At 73.2% G+C, this 20,197-nt stretch carries 19 protein-coding genes; 17 read left to right on the top strand and 2 right to left on the bottom strand.

What is annotated here, in order from left to right; all coding sequences use genetic code 11:
* The first annotated feature begins 4 nt into the window (after positions 1-4).
* Positions 5-754 (top strand): FadR/GntR family transcriptional regulator, encoded by a 750-nt coding sequence (locus tag WIS52_RS20970; RefSeq protein WP_349300016.1) that lies wholly within the window; start codon positions 5-7, stop codon positions 752-754.
* Here the strand turns inward: WIS52_RS20970 and WIS52_RS20975 are convergent.
* Positions 691-2,277 (bottom strand): PucR family transcriptional regulator, encoded by a 1,587-nt coding sequence (locus WIS52_RS20975; protein WP_349300017.1) that lies wholly within the window; start codon positions 2,275-2,277, stop codon positions 691-693. The two genes, WIS52_RS20970 and WIS52_RS20975, sit on opposite strands and share 64 nt — an antisense overlap.
* An 89-nt stretch (positions 2,278-2,366) precedes the next feature.
* On the opposite strand from WIS52_RS20975, the gene WIS52_RS20980 reads away from it, so the two are divergent.
* From WIS52_RS20980 to WIS52_RS21015, 8 genes are all read left to right on the top strand, one after another.
* Entirely contained in the window at positions 2,367-3,887 is a 1,521-nt protein-coding gene (locus WIS52_RS20980; RefSeq protein WP_349300018.1) for a CoA-acylating methylmalonate-semialdehyde dehydrogenase, read from the top strand.
* Between the two features lie 64 nt (positions 3,888-3,951).
* Entirely contained in the window at positions 3,952-5,313 is a 1,362-nt protein-coding gene (locus tag WIS52_RS20985) for an aspartate aminotransferase family protein (protein WP_349300271.1), read from the top strand.
* A 163-nt stretch (positions 5,314-5,476) separates the two neighbouring features.
* Positions 5,477-6,481, top strand: coding sequence for a dihydroxyacetone kinase subunit DhaK (gene dhaK, locus WIS52_RS20990; protein ID WP_349300019.1), 1,005 nt, complete (start codon positions 5,477-5,479; stop codon positions 6,479-6,481).
* Positions 6,478-7,134, top strand: coding sequence for a dihydroxyacetone kinase subunit DhaL (gene dhaL / locus WIS52_RS20995; RefSeq protein WP_349300020.1), 657 nt, complete (start codon positions 6,478-6,480; stop codon positions 7,132-7,134). Before dhaK ends, dhaL begins: the two co-directional genes overlap by 4 nt.
* The gene (gene ptsP / locus WIS52_RS21000; RefSeq protein ID WP_349300021.1) at positions 7,131-9,638 is read left to right on the top strand and encodes a phosphoenolpyruvate--protein phosphotransferase; all 2,508 of its coding nucleotides are present in this window, start codon (positions 7,131-7,133) and stop codon (positions 9,636-9,638) included. The genes dhaL and ptsP overlap by 4 nt, the downstream gene beginning before the upstream one ends.
* A gap of 105 nt (positions 9,639-9,743) precedes the next feature.
* Positions 9,744-10,040 (top strand): transcriptional regulator, encoded by a 297-nt coding sequence (locus WIS52_RS21005; RefSeq protein WP_349300022.1) that lies wholly within the window; start codon positions 9,744-9,746, stop codon positions 10,038-10,040.
* Positions 10,037-10,471, top strand: coding sequence for a type II toxin-antitoxin system VapC family toxin (locus tag WIS52_RS21010; RefSeq protein WP_349300023.1), 435 nt, complete (start codon positions 10,037-10,039; stop codon positions 10,469-10,471). The genes WIS52_RS21005 and WIS52_RS21010 overlap by 4 nt, the downstream gene beginning before the upstream one ends.
* 97 nt (positions 10,472-10,568) lie before the next feature.
* Positions 10,569-11,210 carry a stage II sporulation protein M gene (locus WIS52_RS21015; RefSeq protein WP_349300024.1) on the top strand — a complete coding sequence of 214 codons (642 nt, stop codon included), beginning with the start codon at positions 10,569-10,571 and terminating at the stop codon, positions 11,208-11,210.
* On the opposite strand, the gene WIS52_RS21020 is transcribed toward WIS52_RS21015, so the two are convergent.
* Positions 11,180-12,028, bottom strand: coding sequence for an SDR family NAD(P)-dependent oxidoreductase (locus WIS52_RS21020; RefSeq protein WP_349300025.1), 849 nt, complete (start codon positions 12,026-12,028; stop codon positions 11,180-11,182). The two genes, WIS52_RS21015 and WIS52_RS21020, sit on opposite strands and share 31 nt — an antisense overlap.
* A 95-nt stretch (positions 12,029-12,123) precedes the next feature.
* On the opposite strand from WIS52_RS21020, the gene WIS52_RS21025 reads away from it, so the two are divergent.
* From WIS52_RS21025 to WIS52_RS21060, 8 genes are all read left to right on the top strand, one after another.
* Positions 12,124-12,564, top strand: coding sequence for a MarR family winged helix-turn-helix transcriptional regulator (locus tag WIS52_RS21025; protein WP_349300026.1), 441 nt, complete (start codon positions 12,124-12,126; stop codon positions 12,562-12,564).
* A 256-nt stretch (positions 12,565-12,820) separates the two neighbouring features.
* Positions 12,821-14,062, top strand: a complete 1,242-nt coding sequence (gene urtA / locus WIS52_RS21030) for an urea ABC transporter substrate-binding protein (RefSeq protein ID WP_349300027.1) — start codon at positions 12,821-12,823, stop codon at positions 14,060-14,062.
* Positions 14,063-14,065: 3 nt separating this feature from the next.
* Positions 14,066-14,950: an urea ABC transporter permease subunit UrtB gene (gene urtB / locus WIS52_RS21035; RefSeq protein ID WP_349300028.1), complete on the top strand. Its 885-nt coding sequence runs from the start codon at positions 14,066-14,068 to the stop codon at positions 14,948-14,950.
* A gap of 32 nt (positions 14,951-14,982) precedes the next feature.
* Positions 14,983-16,047 carry an urea ABC transporter permease subunit UrtC gene (gene urtC / locus WIS52_RS21040; RefSeq protein ID WP_349300029.1) on the top strand — a complete coding sequence of 355 codons (1,065 nt, stop codon included), beginning with the start codon at positions 14,983-14,985 and terminating at the stop codon, positions 16,045-16,047.
* The gene (urtD, locus tag WIS52_RS21045; RefSeq protein WP_349300030.1) at positions 16,044-16,823 is read left to right on the top strand and encodes an urea ABC transporter ATP-binding protein UrtD; all 780 of its coding nucleotides are present in this window, start codon (positions 16,044-16,046) and stop codon (positions 16,821-16,823) included. The genes urtC and urtD overlap by 4 nt, the downstream gene beginning before the upstream one ends.
* On the top strand, positions 16,820-17,524 hold the full coding sequence (urtE, locus tag WIS52_RS21050) for an urea ABC transporter ATP-binding subunit UrtE (protein WP_349300031.1): 705 nt from the start codon (positions 16,820-16,822) through the stop codon (positions 17,522-17,524). The genes urtD and urtE overlap by 4 nt, the downstream gene beginning before the upstream one ends.
* Before the next feature lie 103 nt (positions 17,525-17,627).
* Positions 17,628-18,569: an ABC transporter substrate-binding protein gene (locus tag WIS52_RS21055; RefSeq protein WP_349300032.1), complete on the top strand. Its 942-nt coding sequence runs from the start codon at positions 17,628-17,630 to the stop codon at positions 18,567-18,569.
* Positions 18,570-18,739: 170 nt separating this feature from the next.
* A complete protein-coding gene (locus WIS52_RS21060; RefSeq protein ID WP_349300033.1) occupies positions 18,740-20,164 on the top strand; it encodes a lysine N(6)-hydroxylase/L-ornithine N(5)-oxygenase family protein in 1,425 nt (474 codons plus the stop codon).
* The last annotated feature ends 33 nt before the right edge of the window (positions 20,165-20,197 follow it).

Below are 20,197 nucleotides of genomic sequence, written 5' to 3' on the forward strand. Positions count from 1 at the left end.
GACCGTGCCGTTCTCGGAGATCACCAAGCGCAGCGCGTACGAGGCGATCGTCGCGCAGGTCGAGAGCGCGATCGACAGCGGCGAGCTGAAGCCCGGGGATCGGCTGCCCAGCGAGCGACGGCTGATGGAGCAGTTCGGGGTCAGCCGCCCCACCGTCCGGGAGGCCATGCGGGTGCTCCAGGCGACCGGGGTGCTGTCCTCCGAGGCGGGCGACCCGCGGGGCCCGCAGGTGCTCGCGTACTCGCCGGCGGTGTTCCGCAAGTCGCTGGGCCGGCTCGCCCGCACCGACGGCATGTCCCGGGTGGAGCTGCTGCAGTTCCGGCTGAGCCTCGAGTCGACCGGGTGCCTGCTCGCCGCGGCGAACCGCACCGCCGAGGACCTCGAACGGATGCACGTGGCCCGCTCGGCCATCCCGGCGCTGCTCGAGCGCGACGTGAGCGCGGGCCAGGTGATCGACGACTTCCAGGCGACGATCCGGCGGGCGTCCGGGAACCGGCTCGTGGAGATCACCGGTTCGGTGCTCGCGGGCGTCATGGGCGACCTGGTCGACGCGCGGATCCTGAGCGCGCCGGACGAGCGTGCCGAGCGGATCCGGTTGGCCGACCACTGGTCGTCGCGGGTGCTGGCGGCGATCGTCGACCGGGACGGGCCGGGCGCGGCAGGCGCGGTGAAGCAGGGGATCGTCGCCTACTACGGCGACGACCTGGACGCCGGGGAGCGGGCGGCCGTCGGCCTGGTCGCGCCGCCGTCCTGAGCTCGTCCCCCGTCGTACGCGAGCAGGGCCAGGTGGATCGAGGTCCGCTGGTAGGGATCGGTGAGGTCGCGGTCCAGCACGCCCGCGAGCTTCTCGAGCCGTCCGTAGGCGGTGGCGCGCCCGACGCCGATCCGCTCGGCGAACCCGGTCATCCGCCCGCCGCTGTCGAGGTAGGCCCGCAGGGTGGCCAGCAGCGGCTCGCGCCGCGGCGCGGCCATGCCCAGCAGCGGGCCGAGCTGGTCGTCCACGTAGCCCGCCAGGCGACGGTCGTCGCCGAGGTCGGCGGCCAGCCCGCGGGCGCCGAGGTCGCGCGGCCGCCAGACGAACGCACCCGGCTGCGGGAAGGCGAGCGCCACGTCGGCCGCCCGCAGGGCCTCGATCAGCAGCCCGGGGAGCCGGTCGAACGTCGGCGCGACCCGGGCCGCCGTGGCGAGCACCGGGACCCGGTCGTGGTCGAGGTGCGCGCGCAGGTGGGCAGGTGTCTCCGCGTCCGCGCCGGAGACCACGACGCCGACCCGGCCCGGTCGCAGCACCCCGACCAGTGCGGACAGCCGCAGGTCGCCGACCGCGTCCCGGACCACCCTGTCACCGGGAGCGGCCGTCGTCGCGACGAGCACCAGGAACGGCCCGGTGGGGTCGAACCCGAGGGCCTGCGCGCGGGCGCGTTCGTCGTCGTCGCCGGCCCGGCCGTCCAGCAGGTCCGCGAGGAGCCGTCCCTGCGGTTCGAGCGCGGTGGCCGGTGTCGCGGCGGCGATCCGGGTGAGGACGGTGACGGTCTCACCGGCCTGCCTGAGGACCAGCGAGGCCCGTCCGGGGTCGGTGACGCGGCGGGGGACCACCAGGCGCCCCCACCGTTCACCCGGTGGCCCGACGGGGACCTCGGGCCAGCCCGTGCCGGTCCCGGGTGCGGTCGCGTGCGCCTGCCGGGACCGCGCGCCCCAGTCCCGGAGCAGGCTGCGCGCGGGCTCCCCGGCGAAGCCGATCGCCCGGTGCGCGAGGTCCTCCAGGACCACCGGGGCGCCGAGCAGGCGCGCGGCGCGCTCGACCACCTCGTCGACGCCGGCGGCGGCGACCAGCAGCGAGCGGAACGTCTCGGTGACGGTCTGGGTGAACTGCAGGCGTGTGTACTGGTCGTTCAGCAGGCGGGCGTGGACGACCTCGGTGACCTCGATGAAGCGCACGGTGTCCCGCAGTTCGACCAGCGGGAACCGGAGCCGGCGGGCGGCCTGTACGAGCGTGCTCGGCAGGGTCGTGAGGTGCTGGCCGAGCTCGACGACGAGCGCGACCGCCCCGGCGTCGCGCAGCTCGGCGAGGTAGTCGGCGTGGTCGGTGGCGGGGTCGGCGATCGCGGCGCCGATCGACAGGACGAGGTCGCCGCCGCTCAGTGTGCCCGCGGGCCGGCGCTGCTCGCTGACGTGCACCCACCGGACCTCGGTCCCGAGCCCCGCGCGGCCGGCGCGGACGACCGGCCGGCCCACCGCGAGGGCCGGCACCTGCAGCACGTCCGACACGGTCAGCGGCACGAGCGGACCCTACACAGTGTCGGCCACAGGCCGCCGGGACGACGATCCGTCGGTGTCGTCTCCCGGCACGAACGCCGACACTGGGAACCATGGCCACACCCACGCGCGACGCCGTCGATGTCCGGACCCTGTCCCACTGGGCCGGCGGGAAGCCGGTCGAGGGGACCTCGGGGCGTGTCGCCGAGGTCACCGACCCCGCGACCGGCGCGGTCACCGCCCGGCTGCCGCTGGCCTCGGACTCCGAGGCCGCCGCGGTGGTCGCCGCGGCCGCGGCGGCGTTCCCCGCGTGGCGCGACACCAGCCTGGCCAAGCGCACCCAGATCCTGTTCCGGTTCCGGGAGCTGCTCAACGAACGCGCCGGGGAGCTCGCCGCGATCATCACCGCCGAGCACGGCAAGGTGCTCTCCGACGCCGCCGGCGAGGTCGCCCGCGGCCAGGAGGTCGTCGAGTTCGCCTGCGGGATGCCGCACCTGCTCAAGGGCTCGGCGACCGAGAACGCCTCCACCGGCGTCGACGTCCACTCCGTCCGCCAGCCGTTGGGCGTGGTCGGGATCATCTCGCCGTTCAACTTCCCGGCCATGGTCCCGATGTGGTTCTTCCCCGTCGCCATCGCCGCCGGGAACACCGTCGTGCTCAAGCCCTCGGAGAAGGTCCCCTCCGCCGCGCTGTGGCTCGCCGAACTGTGGCGCGAGGCCGGGCTGCCCGACGGCGTGTTCAACGTCCTGCACGGCGACAAGACCGCCGTCGATCACTTGCTGACCAGCCCCGACGTGAAGTCGATCAGCTTCGTCGGCTCCACCCCGATCGCCCGCTACGTCTACGAGACCGCCACCGCCCACGGCAAACGCGTCCAGGCCCTGGGTGGGGCGAAGAACCACATGGTCGTGCTGCCCGACGCCGACCTCGACCTGGCCGCCGACCAGGCCGTCAACGCCGGCTTCGGCTCCGCCGGGGAACGCTGCATGGCCGTCTCCGCGGTCGTGGCCGTCGGCGACATCGCCGACACCCTCGTCGCGCGCATCGCCGAACGGGCCCGCGCGCTGCGCACCGGCGACGGCCGCCGCGGCACCGACATGGGCCCCCTGGTCACCGCCGCCGCCCGCGACCGGGTGGCGGGCTACATCGATGCCGGCGAGGCCGCCGGCGCCACCGTGGTCGTCGACGGCCGCACCGGCGACTACGACGCCGACGGAGCGGGATTCTTCGTCGGCCCCACCCTGCTCGACCACGTCGGCACCGACATGAGTGTCTACACCGACGAGATCTTCGGCCCGGTGCTCTCCGTGCTCCGGGTCGAGAGCTACGCGCGCGCCGTCGACCTGATCAACGCCAACCCGTACGGCAACGGCACCGCGCTGTTCACCAACGACGGCGGCGCCGCCCGCCGGTTCCAGAACGAGGTCGAGGTCGGCATGATCGGCATCAACGTCCCGGTCCCGGTCCCGATGGCCTACTACAGCTTCGGCGGCTGGAAGAACTCGCTGTTCGGCGACACCCACGCCCACGGCACCGAGGGCGTGCACTTCTTCACCCGCGGCAAGGTCGTCACCACCCGCTGGCTCGACCCGTCGCACGCCGGCGTGAACCTCGGCTTCCCCACCAACTCCTGAGAGGACCCTCGTGACCGCACTCGACGCGCACACCGAGACCGGCGCCACCCCGGACGCTCCGGCCATGTCCCCGCACGCCGAGGCCGCCGGGAAGCACCTGTGGATGCACTTCGCCCGGATGCACGGCCGGGACGGCGCGAACCCGATCCCGGTGATCAGCAAGGGGGAGGGGGCCTACCTCTGGGACGACCGGGGCCGCCGGATCCTCGACGGGCTGGCCGGCCTGTTCGTCGTGCAGGCCGGGCACGGCCGCCGCGAGCTCGCCGAGGTCGCCGCGAAGCAGGCCTCCGAGCTCGCGTTCTTCCCGGTCTGGGGCTACACCACCCCACCGGCCGCCGAGCTGGCCGAGCGCCTCGCGCACCTGGCGCCCGGCGACCTGAACCGGGTGTTCTTCACCTCCGGCGGTGGCGAGGCCGTCGAGAGCGCCTGGAAGGTCGCCAAGCAGTACTTCAAGCTGCGCGGCAAGCCGCTGAAGCACAAGGTGATCAGCCGGATGACGGCGTACCACGGAACGCCGCACGGGGCGATGGCGATCACCGGGCTGCCGGCGATGAAGCAGGACTTCGAGCCGCTGGCCCCGGGCGGGTTCCGGGTGCCGAACACCAACCTCTACCGGCACCCCGAGTTCGCCGGCGACGCCGAGGCGCTGGGCCGCTGGGCGGCCGACCGGATCGAGGAGGCGATCCGGTTCGAGGGCCCGGACACCGTCGCGGCGGTGGTGCTGGAGCCGGTGCAGAACTCGGGCGGCTGCCTGACCGCGCCGGCGTCCTACTTCGCCCGGGTCCGCGAGATCTGCGACCGGTACGACGTGCTGCTGGTCTCCGACGAGGTGATCAACGCCTTCGGCCGGCACGGCGTCCCGTTCGCCTGCGCGAAGTTCGGGTTCACCCCGGACATCCTCACCTGCGCGAAGGGCATGACCTCCGGGTACGGCCCGCTCGGCGCGATGATCACCTCGGACAAGGTGATCGAGCCGTTCCTCGAGCCGGGGGTGACCTTCCCGCACGGTTACACCTGGGGCGGGCACCCCGTCTCGGCGGCCGTCGCGCTGGCCAACCTGGACCTGATGGAGCGCGAGGACCTCTACGGCCACGTGCTCTCTCATGCCGACGCCTTCGAGGCGACGCTGAAGAAGCTGACCGACCTGCCGATCGTCGGCGACGTCCGCGGGGACGGCTACTTCTGGGCGATCGAGCTGGTGCGCGACAAGGCGACCGGCGAGACGTTCGGCGCGGCCGAGCGGGAGCGGCTGGTCAAGCAGTTCCTGCCCGGCGCGCTGTTCGGCAACGGCCTGTACTGCCGTCCCGACGACCGCGGCGACGTCGTGATCCAGCTGGCCCCGCCGCTGATCGTCGGGCAGGCCGAGTTCGACGAGATGGAGCAGATCCTCCGCGCGACCCTCACCGAGGCCTGGTCGATGGTCTGAGCCCCGTGAGGGGTACACCAGCGCTTTTCGATCTTGCGCTGACAGCCCTCCTGTACCCCTCGAGCTCCCCGGGGTTCGGTGCCTGCTCGCTCGAAGTCGAAGAAGCGGCCGATTCGCGGCACCATGACGAGGAGTTCCTGGTGCTCACGAGGAGGAGCCTTCGATGAAGAAGCTCATCAACGACCCGGCAGACGTGGTGGGCGAGGCCCTCCAGGGCATGGCCAGGGCCCATCCCACCGAACTCCGGGTCGACATGACCAACCGGGTCGTCTTCCGCGCCGACGCGCCGGTCCGCGGCAAGGTCGGCATCCTCTCCGGCGGCGGGTCCGGCCACGAGCCGCTGCACGGCGGCTTCGTCGGCCACGGGATGCTCGACGCCGCGTGTGCGGGGGAGGTGTTCACCTCCCCGGTGCCCGACCAGATGCTCGCCGCGACGACCGGCGTGGACGGCGGCGCCGGCGTCCTGCACATCGTGAAGAACTACACCGGCGACGTCATGAACTTCGAGATGGCCGCCGAGCTCGCCGCGGCCGAGACCGGCGGCCCGGTGGAGTCGGTCGTGATCGACGACGACGTCGCGGTACAGGACAGCCTCTACACCGCCGGACGGCGCGGGGTCGGCGCCACGCTGTTCGTCGAGAAGATCGCGGGTGCCGCGGCCGAGCAGGGCCGCCCGCTCGGCGAGGTCGCCGACATCGCCCGCCGGGTCGACGACGGCGCCCGCAGCATGGGCATGGCGCTCACCTCCTGCACCGTGCCGGCCAAGGGCACCCCGACGTTCGACCTGCCCGACGACGAGATCGAGATCGGGATCGGCATCCATGGCGAGCCCGGACGGCGCCGGGTCCCGCTGGCCTCGGCCCACGACATCGCCGGGATGCTGGTCGAACCGGTGCTGGCCGACCGCGATTTCACCGCCGATGGCGGGGTGCTCGCCCTGGTCAACGGCATGGGCGGCACGCCGCTGATCGAGCTCTACCTGATGTACGGCGAGATCGCCGCGCTGCTCGACAAGGCCGGCGTCACCGTCGCCCGGTCGCTGGTCGGGTCCTACGTGACCAGCCTGGACATGGCCGGCTGCTCGCTGACCCTGCTCCAGCTCGACGACGAGCTGCTGCGGCTCTGGGACGCCCCGGTCTCGACCACCGGCCTGCGCTGGGGCATGTGAGCACCGTGTCCGGCACGGAGATCGACACCGCTGCCGTCGGCCGCTGGCTCCGGGCGTTCGCCGAGGCGATCGCGGAGAACCGGGAGGCGCTCACCGCGCTGGACGCCGAGATCGGCGACGCCGACCACGGCGTCAACATGGACCGGGGCATGAAGGCGGTCCTGGCCGCGGCCGGCGACGAGCCCGCCACGGATCCGGGCGCACTGCTCAAGCAGACCGGGATGACCCTGGTGCGCAGCGTCGGCGGGGCGAGCGGCCCGCTGTACGGCACCTTCTTCCTGCGGATGGCGACGGCCGCCGGGGACGCCCCGACGCTCGACGCCGCCGGGCTGGCGAAGAGCCTGCGCGCCGGCCTGGACGGGCTGACCGCGCGCGGCAAGGCCGAACGCGGCGACAAGACGATGATCGACGCCATGGCGCCCGCGCTGGACGCCCTGGACGAGGCCGTCGCCGCGGACGCGTCGCTCGCCGTGGCGTTGCGGGACGCGGCCGACGCCGCCGCGGCCGGCCGGGACGCGACCGTCCCGATGCTCGCCCGCAAGGGCCGGGCCAGCTACCTCGGTGAACGCAGCGTCGGCCACCAGGACCCGGGGGCGACGTCCGCGGCGCTGCTGGTGGAGGCGGCGGCCACCGCGCTGCCGCCGGCACCGTGACCGTCGGGATCGTCGTCGTCTCGCACAGCCGCCCGCTGGCCGACGCCGCCGTCGCGCTCGCGACGGAGATGGTGCGGGGCGACGCCGGGTTCATCGTGTCCGCGTCCGGTGTGGACGACGGCGGGTTCGGCACCGACGCCGTCGCCATCGGTGAGGCGATCACCCGGGTCGACACCGGCGACGGCGTGGTCGTCCTGATGGACCTGGGCAGTGCCGTGCTGTCCGCCGAGACGGCGCTGGAGTTCGTCGACGACGCCACCCGGGAGCGGACCCTGCTGTGCCCGGCGCCGCTGGTGGAGGGGCTCGTCGCCGCCGCCGTGGCGGCGGGCTCCGGAGCGCCGGCCGCCGAGGTCGCCGCGGAGGCCGGTGGCGCGCTGGACGGCAAGCTGTCGCACCTCGACGCCCCGGCCGGCGCCGAGGCTCCCGCAGCAGTGGAGTCGGCGCAGCCGGGGCCGGACGCCGCAGCCGCCGGGCCGGTGCCGCCGGTCCCGGCCGGCACGTCCGCCGACGGTGTCCACACCGGACGGTTCACGGTGTCGCTGCCGCACGGCCTGCACGCGCGGCCCGCCGCCGTCGTCGTGCAGGCCGTGCGCGGTCTCGACGCCCGGGTGAGCCTGCGCAACGCCACCCTCGACACCGCGCCGGTCGACGCGGCCGGCCTCTCCCGGGTGGCCACGCTCGGCGCCCTGAAAGGCCACGAGGTCGAGGTCTCCGCCACCGGCCCCGACGCCGGGGCGGCCGTCGACGCGCTCCTGACGCTCGCCCGGGACGGGTTCGGTGAGTCCGCTCCGGCGCCGCCGACGGTGTCCGACGTGCCGGCGGGCCGTCCGGTCCCCGCCGCGCCGGGCATCGGCATCGGCCCCGCCCGCCCGCGGACCGCTGCCGAGGTGGTCCCGCCGGGCCCACGTCCCGGCCCGCCCGGGGACCACTGGAAGCGCGTGGAGCGGGCCCGCGAGCGGGTGCGCGGCGATCTCACGCGGGTCCGGGACCGGGCCGCCCGGGAGATCGGTGCCGCCGAGGCCGGGATCTTCGACGCGCAGCTGGCGATGCTGGACGACCCCGAGCTCGTCGAGGCGATCCGATCCGATGTGGACCGGGGTACCGACGCCGCCCGCGCGTGGATCGACGCGATCGGCGCCGTCGAGCGGCAGTTCGCGGCGGTCGAGGACGAGTACCTGGCGGCCCGGGTCGCCGACGTCCGTGACCTGCGCGACCGGGTGCTGCGCGCGCTCGGCGGGACGGTCTCGGCGGGGCCGGCCGCCGACGGCGTCCTGGTCGCCGACGACCTCACCCTCACCGAGGCCACCGAGCTCGACCCGGCCCGGACGGCCGCGGTGCTGCTGGCGCACGGCAGCCCCACTGCGCACAGCGTGATCCTGCTGCGGGCCCGCGGGATCCCCGCCGTCGTCGGTGCGGCGTCCCTGGTCGAGCGGGCCCGCGAGGGCACCACGGTGGTGCTCGACGGCAGCACCGGCGAGGTCGTCCTCGATCCCGATCCGCCGACCCTGGCGGACTTCCGGGACCGTGCCCGGGCGCTCGCCCGCCGTCGTGCCGACGCCCTGTCCCACGCCGACGAGCCCGCCGTGACCACGGACGGCACCACCGTCCTGGTCGGCGCGAATCTCGGGTCCACTCAGGACGCCCGGGACGCGACCGGCGCCGACCTCGCCGGACTGGTCCGCACCGAGTTCTGCTTCCTCGGCCGCCGCGAGGCGCCGACCGTCGACGAGCAGGAGGCCGACTACCGGGCGATCGCCGAGGCCATGGCCGGACGGTGCGTCACGCTGCGTACCCTCGACGTCGGCGGCGACAAACCGCTGGGCTACCTGCCACAGTCCGCCGAGGCCAACCCGTTCCTGGGGGTCCGCGGTCTGCGACTCGCGCTCGCCCGCCCGGAGCTGCTCGCCGACCAGCTCGAGGCCATCGTGCGGGTCGCCCACGACCATCCGGCCGACGTCATGTTCCCGATGGTCGCCACCCTCGACGAGCTGACCGCCGCCCGCGGGATGCTCCGGCAGGCGGTCGCGCGGGTCGGGCGCGGCGAGCCCGACCTGCGGGTGGGGATCATGGTCGAGGTCCCGGCCGCCGCGCTGAAGGCGCCGGTGTTCGCCCCGCACGTCGACTTCCTGTCGATCGGCACCAACGACCTGACCCAGTACGCGCTGGCCGCCGAGCGCGGCAACGAGGCCCTGGCCGCGCTCGCCGACCCGCTGGATCCGGGCGTGCTCGCCCTGATCGCCGCGGCCGGTGCGGTGGCCGGGCCGGACCTGCTCGTCGCGGTGTGCGGAGAGATGGCCGCCGACGAGGCCGCGGTGCCGCTGCTGCTGGGGCTCGGGGTGCGGGAGCTGAGCGTCGCGCCGGCGGCCGTCGCGGGGGTCAAGAAGGCGGTGCGCGGAGTGGACGTCGCCACTGCGCGCGACCTGGCCGCACGTGCTCTCGCGGCCCCCGACGCTGCGGCGGTCCGCGCGCTCCTCGGGCAGAACGGTGCCGGCGGCCGCGCGTGATCGGGGGCGAGGTCCCGGTCAGCCGTGCGGAACCTCCGACCGGTCGAGGTGGCCGGGCGACGCCGAATCGTCATCCCGCGCCGGCGTGCCTGCTAGCATGCAGGCATGAGTCAGGTCACCTGGCGAGCGCCGGACGAGCTGGTGGAACGGCTGCGACAGGTCGCGTCGGGCGAAGGCCGGAGCCTGAACGAGTACCTGACGCGCCTGGTGCGAGCCGCCGTCGATCCGGACACCGCGGAGGACGGGCTGGAGCGGATCAGGGAGCGGTTGGCGCGTGCCGGCGTGTTGGCGCCCGCCGGTGTGCCGCACGTCCGTCCGGACGCGGACGCCGTGGCCGAGGCCCGGCGCGCCGCCGGGCGAGGAACCCCGCTGTCCGACCTGGTGTCCGACGGGCGTCGGTGACCGCGTTCGCCGACTCCTCCGCGCTGGTGAAGCTGTACGCCGACGAGGAGGGGTGCGAGGACGTCCGGGCGCTGACCCACCTCGTCGTCGCCCAGATCGCGCGGGTCGAGGTGCCGGCCGCGTTGTGGCGCAAGACCCGGGTTGGCGAGTTGCCGCCGGGCCCGGCGGCGGTACTGGTCGCCGCTTTCGAGGCCGACCTGTTCGGCACGGCGGACGAGGCGGCCAGGTTCGCCGTGGTCGGGCTGTCCCCGGCGGTCCTCGATGACGCGGCACGTCTGGCCGGGACACACGCTCTGCGGGCCTACGATGCCGTGCAGCTCGCCTCGGCCCGAGCAGCCGCCGCGGCTGATCCCGGCCTGCGTCGCTTCGCCGCGTTCGACCCCGCGCTCTGCCGTGCCGCTGCCGCCGAGGGCTTCACTCTGGTGATTTGATCGCGACCGACGGTCCACCCCCGATCCGACTTCGGTTCCGCAGGGCTGGCCGGTCGACCGATTCGGGCAGCCGGTCGGCCTCCCTAACTTCCGTGTCATGACACAGCACGACGTGGTCTCGACCCGCCCCCTCGCCCGGTCCCTCCGCCTGGTCCGCGCGAACCTCGGCGCCTACCTGGTCCTCAACGCGCTGATGTACGGCGCGGTGCTCGCGGGGATGGTGGCCGGCCTGCTGTTCCCCGAGCTGACCGCCGCCCGGGCGTCCGGACTGGACGACGACGGGACGACGGACCTGGTCGTGTCCCTGATGAGCAACGTCCCGCTGTTCGCCCTGACGATCTTCGCGGTCAACGTCTTCACGGTCGCCATCGCGGCGATCCTGCTGCCGTCGTTGGTCGTGCCCTTCGCCGGCGTCGCCATCGGCGTCTACCACGCGGCGACGTTCGGGGTGACCCTCGCGCCGGTCGACGACACCATCGCGGTGCTGCTGATCCCGCACTCGCTGACGATCCTGATCGAGGTCCAGGCCTACGTGCTGGTGATGCTGGGCGCCTACCTGCTGGGGCGGGCGTGGCTGCGCCCGGCGAGCGTCGGGGCGGACACCCGTCGTCAGGGCTACCTCGCCGGCCTGCGGCAGGTCGGCCTGCTGAGCCTGCCGGCACTGGCGCTGTTCGTCGTCGGCGCGGTCTACGAGGCCCTCTCGCTCCGCTACATCCTGCCGCTGCTGGTCGGGGTGTGACCCGCGGCTCCGGGAGCGTTGGTCGCGCGGTCGACTCCCGACCGCCGGTTGAACCCGCCGGCCAGCCGCGCGGCGAGGCGCCGGGAGACGAGCCGCGGCAGCCAGGTCATCGCCCGGAACGCGGGACGCCCCGGGTAGGACGCGGGGCGTCCCCGCGCGAAGTCGTCGAGGGTGCGGGCGGCCACCCGGTCCGCCGGGTCCGCGGCCGCGGCGTCCATCGTGTGCGACGTCCGGTCGAAGAAGCCCGTCGCCGTCGCACCCGGATGCGCGGCCATGACCCGGACGGGGCCGCCGCGCAGTTCCTCGGCCAGCGCTTCGGTGAAGGACAGCACGAAGGCCTTGCCCGCACCGTAGGTGGCCTGGAACGGCATCGGCTGGAAGGCAGCGGTGGACGCCACGTTGATGATGCCGCCCCGGCCGCGGGCGGCCATCCGCCGGCCGAACCCGTGGGTCAGGGTCACCAGCGCCGTGACGTTCAGCGCGATCGAGTCGAGATCCCGGTCGGGGCGCCCGTCCAGGAACGGGCCGACCGCGCTCATCCCGGCATTGTTGACGACCAGGTCCACCGGACGGTCCCGCCGGTCGATCTCCTCGAGCAGCGCGGTGACGTCCTCCGGACGACCGAGGTCGGCCGGAAGGGTCGTGACCTGCACGCCGTGCCGGACGCGGATCCGGGCCGCGACCTCGTCGAGCGCGGCGGCCCGCCGGGCGACGAGCACCAGCGCCGACCCCCGCCGGGCCAGCTCGTCCGCGTAGGCGGCGCCCAGGCCCGTGGACGCCCCGGTGACGAGACTGACGGTTCCTCGGTAGTCGTACACGAGCGACTCCTTTTCGATAGTTCGATACTCGAACCGTAGGGGAAGCGTCCGGCATGGTTCAAGTATCGAAGTATCGGCCCGGCTAGGCTGGTGCCATGGCCGCTCCCGAGCTCACCGCGGTGGTCGCCGCGACGCACGAGATCTGGATGCGGACCAACGACCTCATCACGACGGCGCTCGCCCGGTACCGCCTCACCCCGGCCACCTTCCAGGCGTTGTGGGCCGTCGACCCGGACGAGGCGCCGCCGTCGATGAAGGTGATGGCCGAGCGGCTGTACTGCAACGCACCGAACCTGACCTTCATCACGAACCAGCTCGCCGACCGGGGCCTGGTGGAGCGGGTCGTGGATCCGGCCAACCGTCGATCGCGGCTCCTGGTGCTGACCGACGAGGGGCGCCGGGTCCGGGAGGACCTGGTCCGGACGGCCATGGAGAAGACCCCGTTCGCGTCGCTGACCGGGGCCGAGCTCCGGCAGCTGTCCGCGTTGCTCGACCGCGTGGTCCGGTCCGACGAGGCGGCGGCCGAGCACGGCTGACGCTGCCGGCCGGACCCTCGGAACCGGTCCGGCCGCGGGATCCCGCTTCCCACCCCCGGCCGCGACACCGTGCCCGGATGTCCGGTGTGTGTCGCCGACCCCGGTGAACCCGATCCGGTGAAACCTCACCGACACGGGACGAACCGGTCGGCGGCAACACGGCGTACCTACCGTCTCCACGCCGGATCCCTCGACGGGGTCCGGACGGTGATCGACGGACGGCGGAGGCGACGTGGTGGGTAGTGGTGCGCAGCGGATGCGTCGGGCTCTGGCGGGGCTCGCGGTGCTGTCGCTGAGCCTCGGGATCGCCGGCTGCGGCGCCCGGGTCGACGACGCCGGCGGCTCCGGTGACACCGCGGCGTCCTGTGTGGACACCAGCGGGGACTCGGTGAAGGTCGGCCTGCTGAACTCCCGCTCGGGCACCATGGCGATCAGCGAGAACACCGTCTACAACAGCCTCGCGCTGGCCGCCGAGCAGATCAACGCCGACGGCGGGGTGCTCGGCAAGCAGCTCGAGATCGTCGCCGAGGACGGCGCGTCCGAGCCCACCGTGTTCGCCGAGAAGGCGCAGAAGCTGATCCAGTCCGACTGTGTCGCGGCCGTCTTCGGCGGGTGGACGTCGTCGTCGCGCAAGGCGATGCTGCCGGTGTTCGAGTCGAACGACGCGCTGCTGTTCTACCCGGTCCAGTACGAGGGCCTGGAGTCCTCGGAGAACATCTTCTACTCCGGCGCGACGACCAACCAGCAGATCATCCCGGCGCTGGACTACCTCAAGGAGCAGGGCGCCACCAGCCTGTTCCTGGTCGGCTCGGACTACGTCTTCCCGCAGACCGCCAACAAGATCATCAAGGCGTACGCCGAGGACGCCGGCATCGAGATCCTCGGCGAGGAGTACGCCCCGCTCGGGCACACCGACTTCTCGACGATCACGGCGAAGGTCCGCGACGCGGGCGCCGACGCGGTGTTCAACACCCTCAACGGCGACTCGAACGTCGCGTTCTTCAAGGAGTACCGCGCGCTCGGGCTGACCGCCGAGACCATGCCGGTGATGAGCGTGTCGATCGCCGAGGAGGAGGTCGGCGGCATCGGCGTCGACAACATCGTCGGCCAGCCGGTGGCCTGGAACTACTACCAGACCATCGACACCCCGGAGAACCAGAAGTTCGTGGCCGACTTCAAGGCGCGCTACGGCGACGACAAGGTCACCTCCGACCCGATGGAGGCCGCCTACACCTCGATGTTCCTGTGGAAGGCGATGGTAGAGAAGGCCGACTCGTTCGCGGTGCCGGACGTCCAGGCCGCCGCCGACAGCGTCAGCTTCGACGCCCCCGAGGGCACCGTCACGGTGAACGGCGACAACCACCACCTCGCGAAGACCTCGTTGGTCGGCAAGATCGGCCCGGACGGCCTGATCTACACCGAGTGGTCCTCGGGCGAGCCGATCGAGCCGGACCCCTACCTGGAGTCCTACCCCTGGGCGAGCGGTCTCACCGGCTGATCCGTGGACACCCTCGTCACGCAGATCTTCAACGGCCTGTCGGTCGGCTCGATCCTGCTGCTCGCGGCACTCGGGCTGGCCCTGACCTTCGGGCAGATGGGCGTCATCAACATGGCGCACGGCGAGTTCATCATGGCGGGCGCCTACACCGCGTTCGTCGTGCAGCAGGCGCTCGGCGCGGCCGGGCTCTCGCTGCTGGTCTCGCTGCCGCTGGCGTTCGCGGTCGGCGGGCTGCTCGGGGTCGTGCTGGAGGCGACCCTGCTGCGGCGGATGTACCACCGCCCGCTGGACACCCTGCTCGTCACCTGGGGTGTCTCGCTGGTGCTGCAGCAGCTGGCCCGGGACGTGTTCGGCACCGCGGGGGTCGACGTCCCGTCCCCGGCCTGGCTGTCCGGCCCGGTCGAGATCCTCGGCTTCACGTTCTCCCGGTCGCGGATGTTCATCCTGCTGCTGGCGGTCGCCGCGGTGACGACGGTGGTCCTCGCGCTCAGGTACACCTCCCTGGGGCGCCGGATCCGGGCCACGGTGCAGAACCGGCAGCTCGCCGAGTCGTCCGGGATCTCCACCCGGCGCACCGACATGCTGACCTTCTTCATCGGGTCCGGCCTGGCCGGCGTCGCCGGGGTGGCGCTGACGCTGATGGGGTCGATCTCGCCGAACCTGGGCACCAGCTACATCGTCGACGCGTTCCTCGTCGTCATCGTCGGCGGCCTGGGCCAGCTGCGCGGGGCGATCATCGCCGCGTTCGCGCTCGGCGTCGCGCAGTCGTGGCTGGAGTACTCCACGACCGCGTCGATCGCGAAGGTGCTGGTGCTCGCCGCCGTCGTCGCGTTCCTGCAGTTCCGCCCGCAGGGCATCTTCCGACTCCGGACGAGGAGCCTGGTGTGACCGCAGCGACTCGTGTGACCGCAGCGACTCGTGTGACCGCACTGCTCAGGAGCCGCTACGCGGTCGGCCTCGGGTTCCTCGCCGCGGCCGTCCTGCTGTTCGCCGTCGCCCCGCTGCTGCTGAGCGGGTTCCGGCTGGGCCAGCTGGGGCGCTACCTGTGCCTGGCGATGGTCGCGGTCGGGATCGGGCTGGCCTGGGGCCGCGGCGGCATGCTGACGCTCGGACAGGGGGTGTTCTTCGGGATCGGCGCCTACCTGATGGCCATGCACCTGTCACTGGCCGATGCCGGCCCCGGTGGGACCCCGGCGTTCATGACCCTGATCTCCTCGGACGGTGTGCCCTGGTGGTGGGAGCCGTTCCGGTCCGGCACCGTCACGGTGCTCGCGATCCTGGTGCTCCCGGCGCTGCTGGCGACGGTGCTCGGGCTGGCGACGTTCCGGCGACGGGTCCGCGGCGCCTACTTCGCGATCCTGTCCCAGGCGCTCGCGGCGGCGTTCGCGATCCTGCTCGTCGGCAACCCGGCCACCACCGGCGGCTCGACCGGGCTGAACAACTTCGTCGGCTTCTTCGGGTTCGCGCTGCGTGACCCCGTCAACCGGCAGATGCTCTACTTCATCGCCGCCGGGGTGCTGCTGCTGATGCTCGTCGTCGCCCGCCAGCTGATGGTCAGCCGCTACGGCGAGCTGCTCGTGGCCTGCCGCGACTCCGAGGAACGGGTCCGGTTCCTCGGCTACGACCCGGCCACGGTCAAGACGGTCGCGTTCGCGGTCGCCGCGCTCATGGCCGGCGTCGGCGGGGCGCTGTTCGTGCCGATCGTCGGCATCATCTCGCCGAACGACGTCGGCGTCGTCCCGTCCATCGCGCTGCTGATCGGCGTCGCGATCGGCGGGCGCACCACGCTGGCCGGACCGGTGCTCGGGGCGATCGTGGTGGCCTGGGCGGCGACGACGCTGTCCGAGCAGTTCCCGTCCGGATGGACCTACGCGCAGGGGCTGATGTTCATGCTGGTCGTCGCGTTCCTGCCCGGCGGCATCGCGTCGCTGGTGACACTGCGCCGGCGCCGGTCCGCGACACCCGCGGTGGGGAGGACGGCATGACCGACGACCTCGTGCTGGCCGGTCTGACCGTGCGCTTCGACGGGTTCACCGCCGTCGACCATGTCGACCTCACCGTCGCCGCCGGCGACCTGCGCTTCCTCATCGGACCGAACGGGGCCGGCAAGACCACGCTGATCGACGCCGTGTCCGGGCTGGTCCCGGCCGAGGGCTCGGCGCTGTTCCGCGGCGAGGAGCTGCTCGGCCGCGCGGTGCACCGGATCGCCCGGGCCGGGGTCGGCCGGACCTTCCAGACCGCGACGGTGTTCGAGGAGCTCACCGTCCTGCAGAACCTCGACATCGCCGCCGGCGCCGGACGCTCGGCGTGGACCCTGCTGCGCCGTCGCCGCGAGACCCCGCCGGCGGTCGTCGAGGCCATGGCGACGGTTGGGCTCACCGAGCTCGCCGACACACCCGCCGGGACGCTCGCGCACGGCCAGAAGCAGTGGCTGGAGATCGGGATGCTGCTCGTGCAGGACGCGCACCTGCTCATGCTCGACGAGCCGGTCGCCGGGATGAGCGCCGAGGAGAAGGACGAGACCGGCCGGCTGCTGCAGCGGATCAGCGGGGACCGGACCGTGCTGGTCGTCGAGCACGACATGGACTTCATGCGGTCCTTCGCGCGCTCGGTGACGGTCCTGCACGCCGGACGGATCCTGTCGCAGGGCTCCGTCGCCGACGTCCAGGGCGACCCGAAGGTCCAGGAGGTCTACCTCGGACCCGGGCAGCACACCGCCGAGGAGGCCGCGATCGTGCTGGGAGAGGACGTGGCGTCGTGACCGGACCCGCGCTCGTCCTCGACGGCGTCGACGTCGGCTACGGCCGGACCACCGTCGTGCACGGGGTGTCGGTCGAGGTCGCCGCCGACGGCGTGACCTCGGTACTCGGCAACAACGGTGCCGGCAAGACGACGCTGCTGCGCGCCGCCGCGGGCCTGCTGCCGGTCACCGCCGGACGGGTCCTGCTCGACGGCGAGGACGTCACCCGGCTGCCGCCGAACCGCCGCGTCGCGCGCGGGCTGGCCTACGTGCCGCAGGGCCAGCAGTCCTTCGGGCAGCTGACCACGAGGGAGAACCTGCAGGTCGTCGCGGACGGCCGCCGCCGGGGCACGGAGCTGATCGACGAGTCGCTCGACCTGTTCCCGGCCCTGCGCGAGCTGCTCGGCCGCCCGGCCGGCCTGCTGTCCGGCGGGCAGCGCCAGCAGCTCGCGATCGCCCGGGCGCTGATCACCGAGCCGCGGATGCTGATCCTCGACGAGCCCACCGAGGGCATCCAGCCCACCGTGGTGGCCGAGATCGAGCGCACGATCACCGGGCTGACCCGCCGCGGCGGGCTCTCGGTGCTGCTGGTCGAGCAGCACGTCGGGTTCGCGCTCGACGTCGCGGGCCGGTACTACGTGCTGGCGTCGGGACGGGTGACCGCACAGGGGGCCGGCGGGGTCGAGGCCGCTGTGGACGTCCGGTCGGCGATGGCGATCTGAGGAACCGGGGCCGATCTTCCCTGGTGGACACGGTCTGCGTAGGTTATGAGGCATGCCTAACTTAACTCGTCGAGGTCTCTCCGTCGTCGCACTCTGCAGCGCGGTGGTGATAGGGGCCGTCGGCTGCGGCAGCGGGGCCCCGGCCGAGACCGGACAGGACGCCGGAACCGTGGAGATCACCCACGCGCTCGGCACCACGACCGTCCCCGCGGACGTGCAGCGGATCGTCGCCCTCGGCCCGACCGGCTTCGACGTCGCCCTGGCCCTGGACGCCCCGGTGGTCGGCGCGTCCTCCAGTGGCAGCGAGTCCGGCCTGTCGCCGTGGACCTCCGAGGCCGAGGGGGTGTCCGATGTCGAGGTGCTGCCCGTCCAGGGCGAGGCGACCGAGGTGGACCTCGAGCAGGTCGCCGCGCTGAACCCCGACCTGATCTTCGCGCCGGGCTACTTCGCCCTCGAGAACGCCTACCCGCAGCTCAGCGCGATCGCCCCGACGATCGGCTACCAGGAGGGCCCGGCCCAGGACACCTGGCAGCAGATGACGACCCAGCTCGCCACCGCGCTCGGGCGGCCCGACGACGCCCAGCGGGTGGTCGACGAGGTCGAGTCGACGCTGACCGACACCCGCACCGAGCACCCCGAGCTGGACGGTGCCGGCTACACGTTCGGCTTCGTCCAGCCCGGCGTCGTCACAGCTCTGCGCGACCCCGACGACGCGATGAACTCGGTGCCCGCGGCCATCGGCATGACGCTCTCGCCGCAGATCCTGGCGCTGCCGCAGGGCGAGTCGTTCGGTGTGGACATCAGCCCGGAGGAGGTCTCCTCGCTCGACGCCGACGTCCTGGTCCTGTTCGACGGCGGCGACGCCGCGGCCCGGTCCGCACTGGAGCAGAACGCGCTGTTCGCCCAGCTGCCGGTCGTGCAGCGGGACGCCGTCGTGACCTACGACTACGACGAGTTCATCGGGCTCCGCAACCCGTCCCCGCTGTCCGTGCCGTGGGTCCTCGACCGGATCGCGCCGCGACTGTCCGAGGCCGCCCAGCGCTGACCCCTCCCTGTAGCGCCGGGTGACGTCGCCCTCACCGAGCCGCACCGACCAGGGGTTTCGGCGGATGCGGTGCGTCTGAATGCGATCACCCACTAGGCGGGACGGCCGTTCGCGTGTTGAAGTTAGCCTGCCCTTAGATGAATTCAGCCAAGCGTAAGGAAGGGTTCGTGATGGCGATCCCCGCGGACGGGCGACCCGACGACGGCCGGCAGTTCTACGACGTCGTGGGGGTCGGGTTCGGGCCGTCGAACCTCGGTCTGGCGGTCGCGCTGCTCGAGCACAACGCGACGGTCGCCGCGGCGGACCGGGTGACCGGCTGTTTCATGGAGCGCCAGGAACGGTTCGGCTGGCACCGCGGGATGCTCCTCGAGGACGCCACGATGCAGGTGTCCTACCTCAAGGACCTGGTCACGCTGCGCAACCCGCGCAGCGCCTTCTCGTTCCTGTCCTACCTGCACGACCGGGAGCGGCTGGCCGACTTCATCAACTACGGCAGCAGTTTCCCGACCCGACGGGAGTTCCACGACTACCTGGAGTGGGCCGCGTCGCGGGTGGAGGGGAGTGCCCCGGAGGTCTTGGTGGAGTACGGGACCGACGTGCTCGAGATCCTCCCGGTGCGCGACGGCGACGGCCCGGTCGAGCTCCTGGACGTCACGGTCCGCACCGGCGACGGCGCGATCCGCCGGCTGCGGACCCGCAACGTGGCGGTGGCCTGCGGCCTGTCGCCGGCACTGCCGCGGGGGATCCGGACGAGCACGCGGATCTGGCACAACCGCGAGCTGCTGTTCCGCACCCGCGAGCTCGAGGGCACCGAGCCCGGCCGGTTCGCCGTCATCGGGGCGGGGCAGAGCGCCGCCGAGACCGTGGAGCACCTGCACCGCACCTTCCCGACCGCCGAGGTGCACGCGGTGTTCGCCCGCTACGGCTACAGCCCGGCCGACGACTCCTCGTTCGCCAACCGCATCTTCGACCCGTCCGCGGTGGACGACTTCTACACCGCTCCGGACGGGGTCAAGGAGATGCTGCTGGGCTACCACGCGAACACGAACTACTCGGTCGTCGACCCGGATCTCATCGAGGGTCTGTACCGGACGCATTACCACGAGCGGGTGGCCGGCACCGAGCGGCTGAAGTTCCGCAACGTCTCGCGGGTGGCCGACGTCGTCGAGCTCGACGACCAGGTCGAGGTCGCGGTCGAGTCCCTGCTGGACGGTTCGCGCGAGGTGCTCACGGCCGACGCCGTCGTCTACGCCACGGGGTACCGCGCCAGCGATCCGCTGGAGCTGCTCGGCGGGGGGCTGCCCGAGGCGTGCGGGAAGGACTCGGCGGGGCGGCTGGACGTCCTGCGGGACTACCGCATCGGCACCACCGAGCTCGCCGACGGCACGCCCGTGCACGCGGGCATCTACGTGCAGGGCCCCACCGAGCACACGCACGGGATCACCTCCAGCCTGCTGTCGAACATCGCCGTGCGGTCCGGTGAGATCGTCGGCTCGCTGGTCGGGGCGGAGCCGGACGGGACGGCCGGCCGGGCCGGCGCCTCCTCGCCGGAGGCCGGGCACCCCGACCCGCTCCCGGCCGTCCGCGGTCACTGACCGCACCCGGCCGCGCCGACCGCACCCGGGACC

This window comes from Pseudonocardia nematodicida (genome assembly GCF_040105385.1).
GTDB classification, from domain to species: domain Bacteria; phylum Actinomycetota; class Actinomycetes; order Mycobacteriales; family Pseudonocardiaceae; genus Pseudonocardia; species Pseudonocardia nematodicida.